This is a genomic window from Microbacterium sp. GCS4 (genome assembly GCF_001262495.1).
Lineage (GTDB): Bacteria > Actinomycetota > Actinomycetes > Actinomycetales > Microbacteriaceae > Microbacterium.
Genome location: NZ_LGYE01000004.1, coordinates 108,831 through 128,376, shown reverse-complemented (window position 1 = coordinate 128,376; position 19,546 = coordinate 108,831). Strand labels below are relative to the sequence as shown.

Below are 19,546 nucleotides of genomic sequence, written 5' to 3'. Positions count from 1 at the left end.
CCTCGCTCCTTCTCGCGCAGAAAGAGAGAACCATGCGCCCCGCCCTCCACTTCACGCCGCGCAGCGGCTGGATCAACGACCCGCACGGCATCACGGCCAGGGACGACGGATACGACGTCTTCTACCAGTACGTCCCCGGTGAGACGACGTGGGCGCCGAACTGCCATTGGGGTCACGCGAGCGGGCCCGACCTGCTGTCGTTGCGTGAGCTGCCCGTGGCGATCGCTCCGGGCGACGGCGACGACGGCATCTGGACCGGGGCGATCGTGCGCGACGGCGACGCCGCACGGGCGTTCTACACCGCGACCACCGTGCCCGACTTCGGTATCGGGCGGATCCGGGTGGCCTACGCCGAGGACGACTGGTCGACCTGGTCGAAGGGCGACGTCGTGGTCGAGGCGCCCGCCGATCTCGACCTGATCGCATACCGCGATCCTTTCGTCCGCCGCGACGGAGACCTCTGGCGCATGTTCGTGGGCGCTGCCGGTCGTGACGGTACGGCCATGGCCCTCTCGTACACCTCGGGCGATCTCGATGCGTGGGACTACGAGGGTGTCGCGCTGGAGCGGAACACCGCAGAACTCGACCCGGTGTGGATGGGCGCGCTGTGGGAATGCCCGCAGATGTTCGACCTCGACGGTCACTCGGTGATGATCTCGTCGGTGTGGGACGCCGACGTGCTGCACTACGCGGGCTTCGCGCTCGGCTCCCTCGACGGCGGACGCTTCGCCGCGGAGAGCTGGGGTCGCCTCACCTGGGGCCCGAGTCTGTACGCGCCGTCCCTGTTCACCGACGCGGACGGCCGCCACGCGCTGACGTTCTGGCTGCGAGGAGTGGGCGGCGCGGACTGGACCGGGGCGCACAGCATCCCGTACCGCCCGACGCTCGTCGACGGCCGCCTCGTGGTCGAGCCGCACCCCGACGTACTCGACCATCGTGTCCCGTCGTGGGGCGACGGAGTGGTGGACGGCCTCGCCGCGGACATCGAGTGGTCCGCCGCGGACGGAGTCCTCACGATCGCGTCGGGGTCGGCTCCGACGATCACCTTCACCCGCACAGGAGACGAGGTCGTCGCTGAGACGCCGGCGTCGCGCTCAGTGTTCCCGGCGATCGGCGCGATGAGGATCGTCGTGGACGGCCCGATCGTCGAGGTGTCATCGGTGGGAGGGGCGTTCTCGACGGGCGTGGCTCCGGCGGGACCGGATATGCGTGTACGCGCCACGGCTGGCGACCTGTCGGTGTTCGGACTCGCATGACGGCACCGAGGATCCTCGTCGTCGGCGAGGCGCTCATCGACATCGTGGACGGCGTCGAGCACGTCGGAGGATCGCCCGCGAACGTCGCGCTGGGCCTGGGACGCCTCGGGGCAGACGTGCGCGTGCTCACCGCTCTGGCGGATGATGAGCGGGGCAGCCGTATCGCAGCACACCTTGATGCGGCTGGAGCACTCGTTCTTCCGCAGTCATTCCTGCTGGACCGCACGTCGACGGCGACGGCGACCCTCGGCGACGGCGGAGGCGCGGTCTACGAGTTCGACATCGAGTGGCGCGTGCCCGATGGGCCGGCCCCCGACTGCGACCTGATGCACGTCGGGTCGATCGCATGCTTCCTCGAGCCCGGCGCCTCGCGAGTGCGTGAGATGGTCGAGAGCGTGGCCGCTCGGGTCGGCCGCGTCACCTTCGATCCGAACATCCGCCCCGCTCTCATCGACGGATCGCGGATGCGGGAGCGGGTCGAGCGGATCGCGGGTCTCGCGTCCGCGGTGAAGCTCAGCGACGAGGACGCGGCCCTGATCTACCCGGGGCTTGCGGTGGGAGCTGTTCTCGACGAGCTTCTCGCTCTCGGGGTCGCCGTCGCTGTTGTCACTAGGGGCGCCGAAGGCGCCGTGCTCGCCTCTCAAACGGCACGGGTCGAGGTGCCGGCGGTCGTCACGCACGTCGTCGACACGGTGGGTGCGGGAGACTCGTTCATGGCGACGCTCGTGTCCGGGCTGTCGGAGACGGCGGACTGGGACCTCTCCGGCGATGCCCTGAGCCGCCTCGGGGCGCGATGTGCTGCGGCCGCAGGCATCACTGTCGGCAGAGCGGGGGCGGACCTCCCCGATCTCGCCGAGCTCGAATCGGTGCGCGCCTGACACCGGGTGCGGTCGAACGACCCGGATGCTCGCCGCATCCGCCCCGCATCCCCCCCGTCCGAGGCAGACTGGGAGGACGTGCCCCGCGATCTCAGGAGACGGAATGACCGACCAGCCCCGCCCCGCACCCGCCCAGGCCGTCCTCACGGTTGAAGACGTCGAGCAGGTGAGCCCCGAGCTGATCCGCATCACGGCGGGCGGTGACGGCTACGACGACTTCCGCGACAACGTGTTCACCGACAAGTACGTCAAGATCCTGTTCGCCGACCCCGAGCACGGGCTCACCCCGCCGTTCGACCTCGCCCGGCTGCGGGAGGAGAGCCCCGAGAAGCTCCCGACCCGCCGCACCTACACGATCCGGTCGTCGGATGCCGCGCGCCGGCGTCTCGTGATCGACTTCGTCGTGCACGGTGACGAGGGCGTCGCGGGACCGTGGGCTCGTCGCGCCCAGCCGGGCGACGTGCTCGTGCTGAGCGGCGCGGGCGGCGGGTATGCGCCGGATCCTGCGGCCCCGTGGCATCTGCTCGTCGGTGACCACACGGCCGTGCCGGCGATTTCCTCGGCGATCGAGGCCATGCCCCCGGATGCCGTGGGTCATGTGCTCGTCACGGTCGCCGACCCTGCCGACCGCATCCTCCCCGACCTCCCCGACGGCGTGCGTCTGCGCTGGACCGACACCGATGAGGAGCTGCTTTCGGTGCTCGCGGGCCTGCACTGGGCCGATGGCCACCCCGCGGTCTTCGCGCACGGTGAGCGCGGCACGATCAAGGAGGTGCGTGCCCTGCTCAAGCAGCGTGAGGTGCCCCGCGAATCGCTGTCGATCTCCGCCTACTGGGCGCGCGGCCGCGCCGAGGACCAGTTCCAGGCGGAGAAGCGCGAGCCGATCGGCCAGATCGAGTAGCGGCGTCAGGGCGCAGTGCCGGCGGTCTCGGGCAGCGCCCAGGCCGTCACCGTGACCGACGACCCGGCGACGATGTCGGTCTCGATCGGCTTGGAGCCGCGGGTCTCCCCGGGGAGCACCGCGTTCCAGATCGTCTTCGCGACGAGGGCGCCCTGTGTGGAGTTCGCGTCCCAGCCGATCCATGCGACGGCGGACGAGCCGGCGGGGATCTCGATGCGGACGGGTCCGGGATCGACGGCCATGAACGACGACCCCGGCGTGACATCGACGTCGAGCAGATGACCGTTCTGGTCGCCGAAGGCGACGTCCGGGTAGCCCTCGATCACGCACGGCTCCTCCGAGAAGTTCATCAGCTCGAGACGGAGGCCCCGGTGCCCTGTCGCGCCGTCGGGGTCGCCGATGAGGGCCATCGCCCGATCCGGTGTGCAGCCGTCGATCCCCGTGACCCCGGAACCGTCGACGCGCTCGGGCACGGGTTCACCGGCGGCCTGAGGGTCGATCGGGGCGGAGCCGTCGGCGGGTGGTGGTTCGGCTGCTGCGGCCTCGGCGCGGACCTGCGCCTGGGTCGCGGCGTCGCCGGCGACGTAGACCGCGCCGAGCAGGGCGAGTGACGCGATCGCCGCGACGACGGTGATCGCTGCGCCGGCAGGGCGGGGAGCAGGGGTCGCGGCATCGGGGGCCGTGCGGTCGAGGCGCCAGGCGACCAGACCGGCGATCCATCCGTAGAGGAGGCCCCAGTACGCGCCTGTCGCCGCACGGGAGCCGAGATCGAGCGCCCACGAGGCCCAGCCGGAGGTGAACAGGTTGCCGAAGACGAGCACGACGTCGATCGTGAGTCCCACCGCTGCCCCGGCGGCCACGGCCGCGATCCAGGCGAAGAAGAACGACGAGCGCGAGCGCCCGAGGCGCAGGATCGCCGCATGCACGACGGCCACGGCCACAGCTCCGGCGACCGGCACCACGACGGGCCACGGCGCCGCCCATGACCAGAGGAACGGCGTCGGCGTGGGCAGGACCGCCTGCTCGACCCGCGCGAGAGGCGTGAGGGATCCGATAGCCGCGATCAGCACGACCAGGAGCCACAGTCCGCCGACGGTGGCGCTGACGATCCAGGGTCTCCTCGGCGCGCTCACGTCAGCGAGCGTAGCCTCGGACCGATGCGAGCTCTGGGACATCTAGTCGATGTCCCAGAGGCGGTAGCCCATGACCCCGGCCGGGATGAAGTCGAGGGGATGCAGGAGCTCCGTCTCGATCCCGACGATGCGACCCGTGTCGGTCGAGATGAGCACGGTCTCGGCGTGATCCGGTCTCTGCGGATCCTCGACCCGCAGCCCCACGACGTCTCTGCCGAGGCGGTCGCGGGTCTCGCCGAGCACCCGGATGCCGTCCGCCTCGGCGAGCAGGTCGATCAGCGTCGCCTGCTGCGCATCGGTGAGGGTCCAGGCATCGAGCACCCTGCTGATCGCGGTGAGCAGCTCACCCGAGGGCGACGACTCGTCGGCGCCGAAGGCGCGCAGCACCGGCCAGAGGTCGTCGGGCGTCGAACCCGAGAGCGTCAGCAGCGCGGCCGGCGCGTTGAACTGCTCGGGCGTCTGCAGGAAGGAGGCGATCACCTCACCGGGTGCATACGGGCTCTCGGCGACGCCGTCGGGGCGATCGTCGTCGCTCCAGAGCGACTCCCCGGCGACGATCGTGACCGCGCCGCTGCCGTCGGCGGCCCACTCGAGGGTCGTCTCCTGCGGCACGATCTCGATCTTCTCCGAGCCCATGTCGATGTTCCACCCCCAGCCGAGCGTGCGCACCCGGCGCTCCTGCTCGGGACCGTCGTCGTCGGCGAGAGCCGCCTGGGCGTCCGCGACGACATCTGCGAGCGGCTGAGGATTGCCGTAGATCAGAGGCGGGGGAGTGAGGGCGATGGCCTGCTGCGTCGGAGCGAGCACGAGCACCGATGCCACCACCACGGCGACGATCGACGCGACGGCGACCGTGAACCCGGCCCACGCCCGGCGGCGACCCGCCTCGGGGACGCCGGCGGAGACGGGGACCCCGCGCACGATCCGCTCGCGCACGGCGAGGTCTTCCGCCCGCAGGTCGGCGAACTGCTCGCGAGGCGCGGGGTTCACGGAGCGGAGCAGGCGATCCAGCTCGTCGTCAGGGATCACGACTCCCCTCCCGTCGCATCGAGGTGCCGCCGCAGCTTGGCCCGAGCCCTGGTCAGCGTCGTCCAGACGGACGCCTGGCTGCAGCGCAGCACCTCGGCGACCTCGCCCGCGGTCAGGTCGTCCCAGTAGGTGAGCACGACCACGTGACGTTCGCGCGCGTTCAGCGACCCGAGGGCGTCACGGAGAGCGAGCGACTCGAGAGGATCCACCCCCGCGGATGGATGCTGCAGTCCGCGCGTCAGCGCATCGAGCGCCCGGTCCTTGGAGCGGGCGCGGCGATTCGCATCCCTGACCTTGTTGGCGGCTGTGCGCAGGAACCACGTGAGACCCATGGGGCGCGCGGGGTCGAGCTTCTTCCACGCGATCACGAACACCTCGGCGGTCAGCTCGTCGACCTCATCGGCGTCGTCGAGGAAGCAGGCCAGGTGCCGTCGCACACGCGGCCAGTTCTCGTCGAACACCCGCCGGTAGACGACCGCCTTGTGCTCGGCGGGGGAGCGGTGCACGACCGGCGACACCGAGACGTGCTCCGGAAAGGATGAGCGTCCGTCGACGGCGAAGGCGATGCGCACGGTGGCGAAGACGTCACGCCAACCTCGCATTCCCACCACTCCCTCCACCGCCGTCTCCAGGCTACCCAGGAGCACCGGCGGGTCGCGGACGGTGATGCTCGTGCGCTCCCCCCGAAGCGCACGAGCCACCCCCCGGCATCCCAGTATCCGTCCCTCGTCAGCGTGTGCGCCCGTCGCCTCTTTGCAGCTGGAGCGCATTCCTGACACACGTCTTCGTCGACTGCCGAGGTGTCCTCGTGCTCGCGGCTGGGACCGCTCTTGCGCGGCACGTGCAAATGCCCCATGCTGGCGCCATGCGCACGGGAGAGGACGACGGATGGCTGTGATCTCTCGAGGATTCGGAGGGCGACGGCGCGAGAGTGATCCTGCGCTGCCCCCGGGGCAGTACCTCACCGCCGATTTCCCTGTGCTCTCCGCCGGGCCCACCCCGCGGATAGCGACATCCGAGTGGAGCTTCAGCATCCGCGACGAGGGCGGCGCGCTGACCTCGTGGACCTGGGATGAGCTGCACGCGCTGCCTCTCGAGGAAGTGCACACCGACATCCACTGCGTCACCCGCTGGTCGAAGCTCGGCACGAACTGGCGCGGGGTGTCGCTCGACACCCTGCTGGCCGACATCGACACGAGTGCGTCGTCTGCGATGGCCCACTCCTACGGCGGGTACACCACGAACATCCCGCTCGAAGACCTGCTGGGCGGACAGGCGTGGATCGTCTCGGAGTTCGAGGGCGAGTCGCTCGACCCCGAGCACGGGGGACCGGCGAGGCTCATCGTGCCGCACCTCTACTTCTGGAAGAGCGCCAAGTGGGTCAGGGGCCTCACCCTCATGGACGAGGACGCCCCCGGATTCTGGGAGCAGAACGGCTACAACGTGCACGGCGACCCCTGGACCGAGGAGCGCTATTGGTGATCGTCGCCGGATGGCGCCCGGCGCGCGTGATCGGCGTCACGGAGCAGACGGCGTCGGCGCGCAGCATTCTTCTGGACGTCACCGATTGGCCGGGAAACGATCCGGGGCAGCACGTCGACGTGCGGCTGACCGCCGAGGACGGCTACCAGGCCGTCCGCTCGTACTCGCTCGCATCGTCGGGCGATGCGACGGTCATCGAGCTCGGCGTCGACGAGATCCCCACCGGCGAGGTATCGCCGTATCTGGTGCGCGACATGGCCGTCGGCGACGAGCTCGAGGTCAAGGGACCACTCGGTCAGTACTTCGTCTGGCGCACCGATCAGGAAGGGCCGGTGCAGTTGATCGCCGGAGGATCCGGCATCGTCCCGCTCGTCGCGATGGTCCGTGCGGCGACCGCCGCGGGCGTCGCGTCGTCTATGCGCCTGCTGTACTCCGTGCGCAGTGCGGACGATGCGATGTTCGGCGCGGAACTGGCCGCCGACGACGCGGGGGTCGACGTGCGCTGGGCGTATACCCGATCGGCTCCGGCCGGCTGGAACGGCCGGGCGGGCAGGCTCGACGCGGATGCCGTCGCCGAAGCCGTCTGGCCGGCGGAACGCCGTCCGCTCGTCTTCGTCTGCGGACCGACAGGGTTCGTCGAGCACGTGTCGAGCATCCTCGTGCAGCTCGGCCATGATCCCGAGCGCGTGCGCACCGAGAGGTTCGGAGGCAGCTGATGAGTGCAGACCACCCCGCCACCACGGTGGACGGCAATGCGATCGCCGGTCAGGTGCTCGACATCCTCGGCATCGACGTCACCGCGCTCCGCGGCGCCTGCGACGGATGCGGCGGGGACGCGAGCCTGGCCGAAGCCGTCGTGGAGATCGACGACAGCGCCGCGATCGTGCGCTGCCGCACGTGCACGCGCACCCTGTTCACGGTGCTGCGCTCGGGGGAGCCGCCGCGGCTCGTCTTCGGGAGCCTCGGGTCGCTCAGCGGCTGAGCGGGCGTCAGCGCGCGGGGTCCCCTGTCGGCGGCTGTCGCGAGGGGACGGTCGGCAGCACGATCGGCGATGTCGCGAGCGTCTCCAGCGCATCGCGGAAGAGCACACGGTAGTCCTTGTCGTGGTCCCCCTTCCACTGCTCGTCGACGCGGTAGAAGATGTCGAGCGCGATTCCCGCGGAGATCTGCACGGCGGCGTCGTGCGGGGGTAGGCCCATGCGTTCGGCGAGCGCGGCCTCGAAGTCCGCGCGACTGTCGAGGAAGATGTCCCAGAGACGCGCACGCGGCACTGCGGACGCGTCGATGATGCGCCGCATGTCCGGAATTCTGCGGGACGGGTCGGAGAACTGGTCGGCGAGGTCGAGGAGAGCGCCGGTGAGCGCTTCGGCCGGGGTATCCTCATCCGGGCGAGCCCGCAGGTAGTGACCGAAGTCGAGCACCTCGGAGAACGGCTCGAGGATCAGGAGCTCTTTGCTCGGGAAATAGCGGTACAGAGTCGAGGTGCCGATCTCGGCCGCCTCTGCGATCTGCTCCATCGTCGTCTCGTCGTAGCCGTGCTCGATGAATGCCGACACGGCGACCTCTGCGATCTGTCGACGTGTACGCGCGGCCTTCATCTCCCGGAGTCCCACAGCCCGAGTCTAGATCGGCGCGCGCTGATCCTTGACATCAGATAGGTGTTCATCCATATTGGTAGTCACTTCCACTTTGGAGTCTCTCTCACGCACATTGGAGTGCCATGACCACCCCCCTCGACACCGCAGTCGACGCCACGACTCCCCGGCCGGCCACCCGACTTCCCCGTCTGATCGCGGCGATGTTCTCCTCGAACGTCGGCGCCCTCATCGCCCTTCTGACACCTCTGCAACTGCTGCTCACCCTGCAGACCACCCGCATCGCCGGAGCCGACGCGGCAGCGGCATTCGGCTTCATCACGGGGATCGGCGCCCTCTTCGCGCTCATCGCCAACCCGCTCGCAGGTCGCATCAGCGACCGCACCGCGGCCCGATTCGGTCGGCGCCGCACCTGGATCCTCACCGGCGCGATCGGAGGCTCGCTCGCGGTCTTCGCGTTCGCCTTCACCACGGAGATCTGGCAGGTCGCGCTGATCTGGTGCCTCACGCAGACCCTCTTCAACTTCCAGCAGGCCGCGACCAACGCGCTGCTGGCCGACCAGGTCCCCACGCACCGCCGAGGCACGGTCTCGGGCTTCGTGGGTCTGGCGGGCGCGGTGGGTCCACTCGCAGGGATCGCCGCGGTCAGCTCACTCACCGATCCGATCGCGCAGTGGGGAACGGTCGCCGCGATCTCCATCGTGCTCGGAATCGTCGCCGTCTTCCTCCTGAAGGATCCACAGCACACTCCCGCGGCCGACCAGGCGGGGCTGAACCTCAAGCAACTCCTGCTGTCCTTCTGGCTGAACCCTCGGAAGCACCCGGCGTTCGGCTGGGCGTGGCTCGTGCGGTTCCTCCTCACCTGCGCGTACGCGAGCGGTACGTACAACGCCTTCTTCCTCATGGACCGATTCGGCATCTCACCCGAAGCCGTCGGAGGGAACGTCCTCGTCCTGTCGCTGATCTCGGTGGGACTGCTGGCCGTCACGAGCGTCGTCGCCGGACCGATCTCCGACCGCGTGCGCCGGCAGAAGCCGTTCGTGATCGCCGCCGGCATCCTCGCCGCCGCCGCCCTCGTGCTGCAGGGGTTCGCGCCCACCATCGAGGTCGTGTACCTGGCCGTCGCGATCCTCGGGTTCGCCACCGGCCTGTTCTTCTCGATCGACAGCGCCATGTGCGTACGCATGCTGCCGAGCGCGGAGAACGCGGGCAAGGACTTCGCGATCATCAATATGGCGAACACCCTCCCGCAGTCGTTCGTCCCGTTCGTCGCGCCGCTGCTGCTCGGTCTCGGCGGCTTCAGCGCCCTGTACGTCACGCTCGCCGTCATCGGCATCGTCGGCGCCCTCCTCGTGCTGCGTCTGCCCGAGATCGGCCGTGAAGGCGACCCGCGATGGGCGCTGATCACCCGGGACACCGCCGCCGCCTCACAGCCCTCCTGACCACCCACCACCCGAAGAGGAGATCCTCATGACCACTCTCGCTATGTCGTCGTACAGCGTGCGCGAGCACCTGGGACCCATCGAGTTCAGCTTCACAGACCCGGAGGGGGCGACCCAGAGCTTCTCGTTCCCTTTCCAGAGCCTCACCACGCTCGGCGACTTCCCGGCCAGGGCGAAGGACGCGTTCGGCGTCGAGGAGATCGAGACCGTCGCGTTCCAGTTCCGCGGCGGTATCGAGGATCCGGAGATCGACGCGTTCGCCGAGGGACTCGCCGCATCGGGGGTGCGACTCCTGAACGTCGCGATCGATGCAGGAGACCTCCTCGAGACGGACGACGCGAAGCGCGCAGCCGATGTCGAGGAGCTCGAGCGCTGGATCGCGCGGTTCGCCGCCCTCGGGTCGCGCTTCGTCCGCGTCAACCCGGGGTCGCCGTTCAGCCCCCACCACGGCGAGCAGCCGCCCGCTCACCTCGTGGAGGCGCTGGCCCGCCTCGGCGACTTCGCAGCTCAGCAGGGCTCGCGTCTCCTCGTCGAGAACCACGGGGGACCGAGCAGTGATCCGACCTGGATGCTGAGCCTGCTCGACGCCGTCGGGGCCGATCGCCTCGGTCTGCTCCTCGACCTCGGCAACTTCGACGCCCTGATGCAGCCGGTGATGGCACTCATGTTCGCGCCCGCGGGATCCGCGGAGGTCGACCCCGTCGCTCTGCTGGAGAACGTCGATCTCGCTCCCGTGTACGCGGGCATCGAGAAGCTCGCGCCGCGCGCAGAACTCGTGCACGTCAAGGCGCACCACGTCGACGACACCGGCGCCGTGCACCCGATCGATCTCGACCGGGCCATCGGCATCCTCCGTTCGCACGGATACGACGGGCCGCTCACGGTCGAGTACGAGGGCACGGGCGGAGATCCGTGGGCGAAGAGCGCCCGCGTCCTCGCCGTGGCCCGGGACGCGGCGGAGGTGCACGCGTGACCGCCGCACGCGACGCCGTCGACGTCCTCATCATCGGGAGCGGCCCCGCGGGGTCGATGTACGCCCGCACGATCGGCGAGAAGGTGCCGAATGCGCGGATCCTCATGGTCGAGCTCGGCCCCGACCTCCCCGGGGTGCGCGGCAACCATACGCAGAACCTGACCGACGAGGAACGCGCAGCGGTGCAGCTGCTCACGCAGGGGCCCGACGCGGGTGTCGAGCGTGCCGCAGCGCTGCAGGACATCGCGGAGGGACTCGACCCGAGCCTCGAATTCCGTCAGACGATCCTGCCCGGACTGCACTTCGTCGACCCGCGCCCGACGCTGCGCACCGGTGAGGTGGGATTGCCGGCAGCGAGCATGTCCACGGGCGTCGGCGGGATGGGCGTCCATTGGGGGACGTCCACCCCGCGCCCGCATCAGTCGGAGCGCATCGGGTTCATCCCCGACGACGAGATGGATGCCGCGCTCGCCCACGCCGAGGATGTGCTCGGGGTCACCGTGCAGAACCCCCCGGGCACCGGACTCGCCGCCGAGATCTACCACACGATGGCCCGCGAGTTCGACGGCCCGGGGCTCACGCCCGTCGGGTTCATGCCCAGCGCGACGCACTGGGAGGGGGACCGACTCGTGTTCTCCGGCACCGGCGTCATCCTGGGCGACATCGAGAGCTCGGTCCCCGGGTTCGAGCTGCGCTCTGAGACCCTCGCCCGTCGTGTCGTCGTCGAAGGCGGCGTGGCGGTGGGCGTGGAGTTGGAGGACCGCAGGACCGGCGAGGTGTACACGGTCAGCGCCGCGCGCGTCGTGGTGTGCGCGGACGGGCTGCGCACACCACAGGTCCTCTTCGCCTCCGGCATCCGTCCTCGGGCCCTGGGGCATCATCTCAACGAGCACTATCAGATGGCCTCTTTCGTGATGCTCTCCGACGACTTCGATCCCTCGCGGTTCGAGCGCGACCCGAAGTCGCTCGGGTACGTGCTGATCCCCTTCTCGGATGAGCGTCCGATGCAGGGCGGCGTCATGGCGCTGGCGGACTCGCCCTACGCCCTCGGGATCGGCGACGACGCCGCGTCGCAGCGCCTGGGGATCCTCGCGTGGTACGCCGCGAAAGATGTCCGCTTCGACGACGCGGTGGAGTTCAGCGACACCGAGACCGACCACTACGGGATGCCCCGGATGTCGATCCGGTACTCCCGCACGGAGCGGGACCTGGAGACGATCGAGGAGATGCGCGCGAACTCGATCCGTTCGGCGGGCCTGATCGGCACGCTCACGGAAGAGCCGACGCTCGCGGCCGGCGGCTCCTCGCTGCACTATCAGGGCACGGTGCGGATGGGCGAGACGGACGACGGGTTGTCCGTCTGCGACGAGCGGCTTCGCGTGTGGGGCGTCGACAACCTGTACGTCGGGGGCAACGGGGTCATCCCCACGGCCACCGCTGCCAATCCCACGCTCACGACCGTCGCCCTCGCCTGGCGTGCGGCGACCGCGCTCGCCGAGTCGCTCGCCGAGGAGTTCGCGGGAGAGCCGGCCGGCGCCCGCTGAGCGCGACGACAAGAGACAGGTGGGGCGTCGGATGCCGGCGCCTCACCCGCCACCGAGGAGAGCACCCATGGAAGCACCCGTCCGCGCCGCGATCATCGGCACAGGGATGATCGCGGCGGTGCACGCGAGGGCCGTGCACGGCGCCGGAGGTCGCGTGGTCGGCTTTCTCGGATCACGCCGAGGGCGCGCCGCCGCGCTCGCCGACGAGTGGGACGCCGTCGAGTTCCCCGACCTCGACGCGCTCCTGCGATCGGGCGTCGATGTCGTCCACGTGTGCTCGCCCAACAGCACGCACGTCGACTACGCCGAGGCTGCGCTGCGGGCGGGTCTGCACGTCGTCTGCGAGAAACCGCTCGCCACCACGCTCGCCGACGCGGAGAGACTGGCGGCGCTCGCCGCGGACACCGGACTCGTGGCCACCGTCCCGTTCGTCTACCGCTACCACCCGATCGTGCGTGAACTGCGCGCCCGGCGGATGACCGGGGACTTCGGAGAGTGGAATGCTCTGCACGGCTCGTACACGCAGGACTGGATGCTGTCACCGGATGCCGCCAACTGGCGCGTGGACGGCGCCGCAGGGGGTGCGTCCCGCGCGTTCGCCGACATCGGCTCGCACTGGTGCGACCTCGTCGAGTACGTCAGCGGCGAGCGTCTCCGGTCGGCGAGCGCGCTCTTCTCGATCGCCGTGCGGGAGCGTCCGACCGGGTCGACGGCGGCGTTCGGCGGCGCAGCCGTCGGTGACCGGCGTCCCGTGACCACCGAGGACGTCGCCATGGCGACGTTCGTCACCGAGTCGGGGACGCCCGCGAACGTCGTCGTCTCGCAGGTGGCCGCGGGCCGTCGTAATCGCCTGTGGTTCGAGCTCGACGGCGCGCACGCTTCGGCGGTGTTCGATCAGGAGCAGCCGGAGGTCGCCTGGCTCGGCCTGCAGGACGGCGCTCGCGTGATCTCGCGTGCCACGGCGCCGATGTCGTCCGAGCACGCGCGCCTCGCCTACCTCCCCCCGGGCCACGCGCAGGGGTATCAGGACTGCTTCACGGCCTTCGTCCGCGACACCTTCTCCGCCGTCCGCGGAGGCACCCCCGAGGGGCTTCCGAGCTTCGCGGACGGTCTGCGCGCGACGCGCATCGTCGACGCCGTCGCCCGTTCGGCGGCATCCCGCAGCTGGACCGACATCGAAGGAGACGTGCGATGAGCACTCCCGTCACCCTGTTCACCGGGCAGTGGGCCGACCTGCCCCTCGACGAGGTCGCAGGGCACGCGGCCCGCTGGGGCTACGACGGCCTCGAGATCGCCTGCTCGGGCGAGCACCTCGACGTCGTGCGACTCGTGCACGACGACGCGTACCTGCGCGAGCGTCGTGACCTGCTCGACCGCCACGGGCTCGGCGTGTGGGCGATCTCCCACCATCTCGCGGGCCAAGCGGTGTGCGACGATCCGATCGACTTCCGCCATCGCGCGATCCTCTCCTCGCGCGTGTGGGGCGACGGCGAGGCCGAAGGCGTGCGACGGCGAGCGGCCGAGGAACTGAAGATGACGGCGCGGGCGGCCCGGAGGCTCGGCGTCGACACCGTGGTCGGCTTCACGGGATCGAGCATCTGGCCGTACCTTGCGATGTTCCCGCCCGTACCCGAGGCCGTCATCGATGCGGGATATGAGGACTTCGCCGATCGGTGGAACCCCATCCTCGACGTGTTCGACGCCGAAGGCGTGCGGTTCGCGCACGAGGTCCACCCGTCCGAGATCGCCTACGATCACCACACGACGCTGCGGGCGCTCGAGGCCATCGACCACCGCGACGCGTTCGGTCTCAACTGGGACCCGAGCCACATGATGTGGCAGAACATCGACCCGGTCTCGTTCCTCACCGACTTCGCCGACCGCATCTACCACGTCGACTGCAAGGACACCCGCGTGCGGACGCCGAACGGGCGCTACGGGGTGCTGGGATCGCATCTTCCCTGGGGTGATCCACAGCGAGGATGGGACTTCGTCTCCACAGGACACGGCGACGTGCCGTGGGAGGACTGCTTCCGCACACTGCGGGCGATCGGCTACGACGGCCCGATCTCGATCGAGTGGGAGGACAGCGGGATGGATCGCCTGCGCGGCGCCCCCGATGCGCTCGCCTTCGTCCGTGCGCTGCTCTGGGACGCTCCGACAGCGTCCTTCGACGCAGCGTTCTCCGCGCAGGACTGACCCAGGGCCGGCCGGGGCTCGCGGCCGTCGGCCGACCTCAGGGCGCCGAGGTCAGGGCGCGCAGAGGTCGGTGTCGGCGCTGCGGCTGACCGCGTCGACGGGACGCGACGGCGCTGGAGACTCCTGCGCCTGCATCCTCAGCGACCGGTAGTCGGCGCCGAGCAGCAGCTGCACGCCGTCGACGTCGCCGACCTGCACCTCGACCGCGATGCCGAGCTCGCGGGCCAGGCTGCGCGCGGTCTCCTGCGCGTCGGGGGTGTCGGCGGCGGCGATCACGGTCTGCGTCGCGGCGGTCTGCGCGTTCGCGAGACCCGAGACGACATATCCGAAGGCCTGCGCCTCCTCAGACACCTGCCCGGCGAGTCCCGCGACATCGGCGCCGTTCACGATCTGCACCGGGGTGGTGCGGATCGTCGTGTCCGGCTGCTCGGCATCCGTGCCGTCGGCGTCTGCGGTGAACACGAGCGGCACATCGTCGCGCAGCGCGCGGAACACGACGTCGGCGTCGGGCGTCGGCACGACGCGGTTGCGGTCGCCCGGCGCCTCGGTCGTCGGCATGGTGACGAAGGTCACGGCGCTCGTCGGCACGTTCGCGACGCGCGCCGCGAGAGCGCCGAGGTCGGTGAGCGATCCGAGCCCCGGGTCGACGGTCATCGACGACGTGATCGCGTCGAGGAACGCGAACAGCCGGTCCGGGCGCACGAGCACGTTCGATTTCGTCGCCTTCTGCACGACGGCCGACAGCACCATCTGCTGGTGTCCGAGCCGGGCGATGTCGCTCTCCTCCGCGAGCGCGTGACGCGTGCGCGCCAGAGCGAGCGCCTGCGCACCGTCGATCGACTGCGGTCCGGCCGGAAGGTCGAGGCGGGCATGGCCGTCCTGCAGAGCCTCGGGCAGGCACACGTCGATGCCGCCCAGTGCGTCGACCACTCCGATGAAGCCCTCGAAGTCCATCGCGATGAAGTGGTCGATGCGCACGCCCGAGAGCTGCTCGACCGCCGCGACAGAACAGGCCGGCCCGTACTGCAGGGCCGAGTTCAGCATGCCGCGGCCGCCCCCGTATGCGCCGCGCCCGGTGTCGTCGCACGCCGGGAGGTCGACGAGCGTGTCACGGGGCAACTGCACCGCGTCGATGCGCGTGCTGTCGCTCGAGATGTGCGCGAGCACCATCGCGTCACTGCGTTCGCTGCCGTCGTCCTCGCCGAAGTCCGTCGTCGACAGCGCTCGCGCGTCGGACCCCAGCAGCAGCACGTTGAGCTCGCCGGTCGGCAACGCCTCGTCGTCGTTCGACCCCGAGTCGGCGAGCGGCGCCGTCGTCACGTTGCCCTGCAGCTGTGCGTACGCGATCGCCCCCGTCGCGATCAGCGCCGCCACGAGTCCCCCGGCGACCAGCGCGACGGTGCGGCGGCGACGGCGGCGCCGGGATGCCGCGGGTATCGCGGACGTCTCGGGGGTCGGGCGGTCGTCGTGCGGGAGGGAGTCGGGTCGTCTCACCGTCCTACGACACCATGCTCACCTGTGGACGTCGCTGCGGCGGACGGCGCGCCTTCGGACCGGTGCCGCGGCGGGCGGCCGAACGACGGCACCCGTCGGTCGACGAGGAGCATGAGTGCGGTGAGCACGAGAGCGAGCAGCATCACGATGGCCGCGCCGCCCGCCGCCGCCCAGAAGCCGACGCGGGGGACGTCGAGGAACGGGTAGGGATACCACCCCGTGAGGGCGCCCGCGATGAACGTGCCGGCGATCCACGCCACCGGCCAGAGGAACGTCCACGCGGTGGTCCGCGCATTCCACAGGCGCCGCGGGCCGAGCACGAGCCACAGTGCGAGGAAGGCGATCGGGATGACGTTGTGGAAGATCGTCGTGACGACGGACGCGAGTCCGCGCAGTTCGATCGACGGATCGAGGATGAAGCTGAAGGCGATGCCGGTCACGGCGATGCTGAGCACGGCATCCTGCACCACGACGCGCCCGACGAGGCGGCGGGGGCCGCCGAGAGCCAGCAGCAGCGACGCCGCCAGCACGAAGAGGTTGCTCTGGATCGTGAAGAAGCTGAACAGGCGCACGAAGCGGATGCCCAGGGGTGCGGCGTCCCCCGCCTCGCCGGAGTTGGCGTCCGCTCCACCGGTGAACAGGAGGAAGAACTGCAGGCCGAAGCCGACGAGTCCGATCAGTGCGAGCGCGGCGAACCAGGGTTCCGGGCGGAGGAGGCGACGTTCCGTCATGAGGACAGTGTGGCCCACCCGCGCCCTCGGTGCGCGCGCGAGGGTGGCGCGACGCTGAACTCGCGCCACCCTCGGTCGACGGGTCGCTCAGTTGAACTCGAGCGGGTGCGTGCCCACGCGGCCGGAGCCGTCGAGCGGGTCGATGCCGTCGATCCCGGCGATCTCGGCGTCGCTCAGCTCGAAGCCGAACACGTCGAAGTTCTGCTCCATGCGCTCCTTGCGCGTGGACTTCGGGAACACGATGATCCCCTTCTGCAGGTGCCAGCGGATGACGGCCTGCGCCGGCGTCACACCGTGCGCCTCGGCGGCCGCCACGACGGCGGAGTTCTCGAACAGCGGGTACTTGCCCTGGCCGAGCGGGCCCCACGACTCGATCCTCGTGCCGTTCTTCTCGGCCCAGGCGAGCACGTCGCGCTGCTGGTACGCCGGGTGCAGCTCGATCTGATCGACGGCGGGCACGACGCCGGTCTCGGCGACGAGTCGGTCGAGGTGCTCGGGCAGGTGGTTCGAGACGCCGATCGAGCGCGAGAGGCCCGCGTCGCAGATCTCGATGAGCTTGGTCCACGCGTTGACGTAGGTGTCCTTCTCCGGCGTGGGCCAGTGCGTGAGGTACAGGTCGACGAACTCGAGGCCGAGCTTGTCGAGGCTCTCGCGGATCGCGTCGTGCGGCTGCTCGCCGGACTGGCGGTCGTTCCAGAGCTTCGTGGTGATGAAGAGCTCGTCGCGGGGGATGCCGCTCTTCGCGATCGCGGCGCCGACACCCTCCTCGTTCTTGTAGATAGCGGCGGTGTCGATGTGCCGGTAGCCGACCTCGAGCGCCTCGGAGACGGCCTTCTCCGCCTCATCGGCGGGCACGAGGAAGACGCCGAAACCCAGCTGGGGGATGAGGTGACCGGAGTTCAGGGCGATGGTGGGAACAGTCATGTCTCCAGCCTAGGAGTGCCGCGGATGCAGGGGCTCGGAATGACCAGGATCAGTCGTCGACCCGCACCTCGACGATGTTGCCCCGCATCGTGAGCTTCATGGCCGTGCCGGTCGGGAAGCGCTCGCGCAGCGCATCCGGGTAGCCGTCGTCGATGACGAACTGGACCGTGGCGGGGAAGCCGCCCGCGGGGCAGCCCATCGAGAAGCCGCCGAACCCGGTGTCGATCGTGGCGGATCTGAGGCCCTTGGTCGACACGGCGAGGAGGCAGCCGTCTTCCGGGCCCGCAGGGCCGATGAAGGCCGTGCTGCGCACGAACGTGAGGCCGTAGTAATCCTCGAAGATCACGGAGCCCTGCGCGCGCTCGCCGAGTATGTCGCTCCACTTCGCGTCGGGGTCGACGGGTACTGTCGCGACGACTCCCGGTTCGACTGGGCGTGCGAACGAGGTCGCTGCGGTGGTGACGCCGACGGTCAGCAGGAGCGCCGCGGCCGCGGCGACGAACCAGGCGACGCGGGGACGCGGAGAGAAACGGTCGCGCAGGGTGCGCGGCGGGGCGACGCTGGACTCGTCGTGGACCTCCGCAGGAGGCAGGGGCTCGGCCTGCGTGGGAGTCGGCACGGAGTCGTCTGCGGTGGCGGGGGGGGACGCGATCGATGAGCGGCGCGTCGACGGGAGCGGGGGGAACGGCCTCGGTGGCCGGTGCCGGCTGTCGTCGGGACTCCAGGTCGGCGAGGCGCTGCTGCGCGGCAGGATCCGCGTCGATGTCGGCCTGCCGTCCGTAGGCGCGGGACTGGAGGGCCCGCAGCTCGGCATCCGTGTCTCTCATCGCTCCCCCGTTCCGCGGTCGACGATCCCGGCGGCGACGGCCGCGTCCCGGAACGCGCTCGCGAGGTCGGCGAGCGTCGATCCGGCGTTCAGCCCGCTGGGATTCGGCAGCACCCGCAGTTCGGCGCCGCCCAGAGTCTCGTCCTGCACGCCCTGCTGCGCCTTCCGACGCCCGAAACCGGTGCGGTATGCGCCGATGCCGAGCACCGCGACCACGGCGAGGTCGTGCTCTGCGACGAGCGCGCGCAGGTCGTCGACGCCCGCCACCAGCTCCTCCGGCGCGAGTTCGTCGGCGGCGCGGGTCGCCCGCTGCACGAGCGTGCTCACACCGACGCCGCGCGTCAGGATGTGCTCGCGATCGGCGGGAGTGACCCCGTCGTACGCGTCGACGACGCGGTCGAGGATGCCGGCGGCATGCAGCGCCTTCCAGAACCGATTGCTGCGATGAGCGAAGGGTGCCGCCACCTCTGCCGACCGCAGTCCGGGGTTGATGCCGACGAACAGGAGCCGAGTCCGCTCGTCGATGAGCGGCGGCATGACGAGGGCGGGGCGCGGTTCGGGCACACTCGGACTCTACGCCCGCCGGCGGGGCGGCAGAATGTGGGGAGCGCCCACGGACCGGAAGGATCGACGACGATGACCGACGACGCATGGCTCGCCCGCCTCGAGGAGGAGCACTCGCATCTGACGCTCGACCGATTCGACAGGGCCGACGCGTGGGCGCTCGGTCGCGCCATCGCCGAGAGGGGGCTGGCCGAGTCGGCGCCGATCGCCGTCGACATCCGCACGGGATCGGGGATCTTCTTCCACGCGTCGTTGCCCGGCGCCACGGCCGACAACGACTCCTGGGTCGACAAGAAGTCGGCGACCGCGCTGCGCTTCGAGACCAGCACGGCGCTGCTCGAGGCCCGCGTCGCCGCGGGGGGACGCGATCCGAGGGAACCAGGATGGCTGGATTCCGCGATCTACGCGGTCGCCGGCGGATCCGTGCCGGTGCGCGTGCGCGGCGTCGGCGTCGTGGCGGTGGCGACGGTGTCCGGTCTGCCCTCGTCCGAGGATCACACCCTCGTGGCCGACGCGCTCCGCGCCCTCGCGGACGCGCAACGCTCCTGATCCCGACGCCCCCATCGACTCGGGGC

The 19,546-nt window shown here is 70.5% G+C and carries 21 protein-coding genes; 12 read left to right on the top strand and 9 right to left on the bottom strand.

The annotated features are described in order from the left end of the window. Positions 1-32 precede the first annotated feature (32 nt). The 3 genes from AKH00_RS14590 to AKH00_RS14580 all read left to right on the top strand — a co-directional run bounded on the left by AKH00_RS14590 (position 33) and on the right by AKH00_RS14580 (position 3,035). On the top strand, positions 33-1,256 hold the full coding sequence (locus AKH00_RS14590) for a glycoside hydrolase family 32 protein (RefSeq protein WP_050723493.1): 1,224 nt from the start codon (positions 33-35) through the stop codon (positions 1,254-1,256). Further along, a complete protein-coding gene (locus AKH00_RS14585; protein WP_050723492.1) occupies positions 1,253-2,134 on the top strand; it encodes a PfkB family carbohydrate kinase in 882 nt (293 codons plus the stop codon). Before AKH00_RS14590 ends, AKH00_RS14585 begins: the two co-directional genes overlap by 4 nt. A gap of 103 nt (positions 2,135-2,237) precedes the next feature. Continuing rightward, complete coding sequence (locus tag AKH00_RS14580; RefSeq protein WP_050723491.1) at positions 2,238-3,035, top strand: siderophore-interacting protein; 798 nt, start codon at positions 2,238-2,240, stop codon at positions 3,033-3,035. A 5-nt stretch (positions 3,036-3,040) separates the two neighbouring features. Here the strand turns inward: AKH00_RS14580 and AKH00_RS14575 are convergent, their stop codons facing one another. Genes AKH00_RS14575 through AKH00_RS14565 form a run of 3 tightly spaced genes read right to left on the bottom strand, consistent with a single transcriptional unit; the run spans position 3,041 to position 5,898 of the window. Continuing rightward, on the bottom strand, positions 3,041-4,168 hold the full coding sequence (locus AKH00_RS14575; protein ID WP_152926212.1) for a DUF4232 domain-containing protein: 1,128 nt from the start codon (positions 4,166-4,168) through the stop codon (positions 3,041-3,043). Between the two features lie 42 nt (positions 4,169-4,210). Beyond that, positions 4,211-5,197, bottom strand: coding sequence for a hypothetical protein (locus AKH00_RS14570; protein WP_050723489.1), 987 nt, complete (start codon positions 5,195-5,197; stop codon positions 4,211-4,213). Continuing rightward, entirely contained in the window at positions 5,194-5,898 is a 705-nt protein-coding gene (locus tag AKH00_RS14565; RefSeq protein WP_050723488.1) for an RNA polymerase sigma factor, read from the bottom strand. The genes AKH00_RS14570 and AKH00_RS14565 overlap by 4 nt, the downstream gene beginning before the upstream one ends. Before the next feature lie 187 nt (positions 5,899-6,085). Here AKH00_RS14565 and AKH00_RS14560 point away from each other — a divergent pair, with 187 nt between their 5' ends. From AKH00_RS14560 to AKH00_RS14550, 3 genes are read left to right on the top strand one after another with little or no spacing between them, the layout of a single operon-like run. Further along, positions 6,086-6,679 (top strand): sulfite oxidase-like oxidoreductase, encoded by a 594-nt coding sequence (locus AKH00_RS14560; RefSeq protein WP_050723487.1) that lies wholly within the window; start codon positions 6,086-6,088, stop codon positions 6,677-6,679. Further along, positions 6,676-7,395 (top strand): ferredoxin reductase, encoded by a 720-nt coding sequence (locus AKH00_RS14555; protein WP_152926225.1) that lies wholly within the window; start codon positions 6,676-6,678, stop codon positions 7,393-7,395. The genes AKH00_RS14560 and AKH00_RS14555 overlap by 4 nt, the downstream gene beginning before the upstream one ends. Further along, positions 7,395-7,661 (top strand): DUF6510 family protein, encoded by a 267-nt coding sequence (locus AKH00_RS14550; protein ID WP_050723486.1) that lies wholly within the window; start codon positions 7,395-7,397, stop codon positions 7,659-7,661. The genes AKH00_RS14555 and AKH00_RS14550 overlap by 1 nt, the downstream gene beginning before the upstream one ends. Positions 7,662-7,668: 7 nt before the next feature. On the opposite strand, the gene AKH00_RS14545 is transcribed toward AKH00_RS14550, so the two are convergent. After that, positions 7,669-8,292: a TetR/AcrR family transcriptional regulator gene (locus tag AKH00_RS14545; RefSeq protein WP_050723485.1), complete on the bottom strand. Its 624-nt coding sequence runs from the start codon at positions 8,290-8,292 to the stop codon at positions 7,669-7,671. 107 nt (positions 8,293-8,399) lie between these two features. Between AKH00_RS14545 and AKH00_RS14540 the strand changes: the two genes are divergently transcribed. The 5 genes from AKH00_RS14540 (at position 8,400) to AKH00_RS14520 (ending at position 14,432) form a co-directional block, all read left to right on the top strand. Next, complete coding sequence (locus AKH00_RS14540; RefSeq protein WP_050723484.1) at positions 8,400-9,716, top strand: MFS transporter; 1,317 nt, start codon at positions 8,400-8,402, stop codon at positions 9,714-9,716. Positions 9,717-9,744: 28 nt separating this feature from the next. Continuing rightward, entirely contained in the window at positions 9,745-10,689 is a 945-nt protein-coding gene (locus tag AKH00_RS14535) for a sugar phosphate isomerase/epimerase family protein (RefSeq protein WP_082297653.1), read from the top strand. Next, complete coding sequence (locus AKH00_RS14530) at positions 10,686-12,233, top strand: GMC oxidoreductase (protein ID WP_050723641.1); 1,548 nt, start codon at positions 10,686-10,688, stop codon at positions 12,231-12,233. Before AKH00_RS14535 ends, AKH00_RS14530 begins: the two co-directional genes overlap by 4 nt. A gap of 67 nt (positions 12,234-12,300) precedes the next feature. After that, complete coding sequence (locus tag AKH00_RS14525; RefSeq protein ID WP_050723482.1) at positions 12,301-13,428, top strand: Gfo/Idh/MocA family protein; 1,128 nt, start codon at positions 12,301-12,303, stop codon at positions 13,426-13,428. Continuing rightward, positions 13,425-14,432: a sugar phosphate isomerase/epimerase family protein gene (locus AKH00_RS14520; protein ID WP_050723481.1), complete on the top strand. Its 1,008-nt coding sequence runs from the start codon at positions 13,425-13,427 to the stop codon at positions 14,430-14,432. The genes AKH00_RS14525 and AKH00_RS14520 overlap by 4 nt, the downstream gene beginning before the upstream one ends. 51 nt (positions 14,433-14,483) lie before the next feature. On the opposite strand, the gene AKH00_RS14515 is transcribed toward AKH00_RS14520, so the two are convergent. The 5 genes from AKH00_RS14515 to AKH00_RS14495 all read right to left on the bottom strand — a co-directional run bounded on the left by AKH00_RS14515 (position 14,484) and on the right by AKH00_RS14495 (position 18,971). Next, complete coding sequence (locus AKH00_RS14515) at positions 14,484-15,926, bottom strand: LCP family protein (RefSeq protein WP_152926211.1); 1,443 nt, start codon at positions 15,924-15,926, stop codon at positions 14,484-14,486. Further along, on the bottom strand, positions 15,923-16,657 hold the full coding sequence (locus AKH00_RS14510; RefSeq protein ID WP_050723480.1) for a Pr6Pr family membrane protein: 735 nt from the start codon (positions 16,655-16,657) through the stop codon (positions 15,923-15,925). The genes AKH00_RS14515 and AKH00_RS14510 overlap by 4 nt, the downstream gene beginning before the upstream one ends. Positions 16,658-16,744: 87 nt before the next feature. Then, positions 16,745-17,581 (bottom strand): aldo/keto reductase, encoded by an 837-nt coding sequence (locus tag AKH00_RS14505; protein WP_050723479.1) that lies wholly within the window; start codon positions 17,579-17,581, stop codon positions 16,745-16,747. Positions 17,582-17,630: 49 nt separating this feature from the next. Then, on the bottom strand, positions 17,631-18,200 hold the full coding sequence (locus tag AKH00_RS14500; protein WP_050723478.1) for a hypothetical protein: 570 nt from the start codon (positions 18,198-18,200) through the stop codon (positions 17,631-17,633). 204 nt (positions 18,201-18,404) lie between these two features. Next, a complete protein-coding gene (locus AKH00_RS14495; protein ID WP_235556795.1) occupies positions 18,405-18,971 on the bottom strand; it encodes a mismatch-specific DNA-glycosylase in 567 nt (188 codons plus the stop codon). A 72-nt stretch (positions 18,972-19,043) separates the two neighbouring features. Here AKH00_RS14495 and AKH00_RS14490 point away from each other — a divergent pair, with 72 nt between their 5' ends. Then, the gene (locus AKH00_RS14490; RefSeq protein ID WP_050723476.1) at positions 19,044-19,520 is read left to right on the top strand and encodes a heme-binding protein; all 477 of its coding nucleotides are present in this window, start codon (positions 19,044-19,046) and stop codon (positions 19,518-19,520) included. Positions 19,521-19,546 lie beyond the last annotated feature (26 nt).

Bases quoted from the DNA above. Each gene is read 5' to 3' on its own strand.
- AKH00_RS14590 (WP_050723493.1), top strand. From the start codon at position 33: ATGCGCCCCGCCCTCCACTTCACGCCGCGCAGCGGCTGGATCAACGAC.
- AKH00_RS14490 (WP_050723476.1), top strand. From the start codon at position 19,044: ATGACCGACGACGCATGGCTCGCCCGCCTCGAGGAGGAGCACTCGCAT.
- AKH00_RS14550 (WP_050723486.1), top strand. From the start codon at position 7,395: ATGAGTGCAGACCACCCCGCCACCACGGTGGACGGCAATGCGATCGCC.
- AKH00_RS14535 (WP_082297653.1), top strand. From the start codon at position 9,745: ATGACCACTCTCGCTATGTCGTCGTACAGCGTGCGCGAGCACCTGGGA.
- AKH00_RS14520 (WP_050723481.1), top strand. From the start codon at position 13,425: ATGAGCACTCCCGTCACCCTGTTCACCGGGCAGTGGGCCGACCTGCCC.
- AKH00_RS14525 (WP_050723482.1), top strand. From the start codon at position 12,301: ATGGAAGCACCCGTCCGCGCCGCGATCATCGGCACAGGGATGATCGCG.
- AKH00_RS14560 (WP_050723487.1), top strand. From the start codon at position 6,086: ATGGCTGTGATCTCTCGAGGATTCGGAGGGCGACGGCGCGAGAGTGAT.
- AKH00_RS14510 (WP_050723480.1), bottom strand. From the start codon at position 16,657: ATGACGGAACGTCGCCTCCTCCGCCCGGAACCCTGGTTCGCCGCGCTC.
- AKH00_RS14585 (WP_050723492.1), top strand. From the start codon at position 1,253: ATGACGGCACCGAGGATCCTCGTCGTCGGCGAGGCGCTCATCGACATC.
- AKH00_RS14540 (WP_050723484.1), top strand. From the start codon at position 8,400: ATGACCACCCCCCTCGACACCGCAGTCGACGCCACGACTCCCCGGCCG.
- AKH00_RS14580 (WP_050723491.1), top strand. From the start codon at position 2,238: ATGACCGACCAGCCCCGCCCCGCACCCGCCCAGGCCGTCCTCACGGTT.
- AKH00_RS14505 (WP_050723479.1), bottom strand. From the start codon at position 17,581: ATGACTGTTCCCACCATCGCCCTGAACTCCGGTCACCTCATCCCCCAG.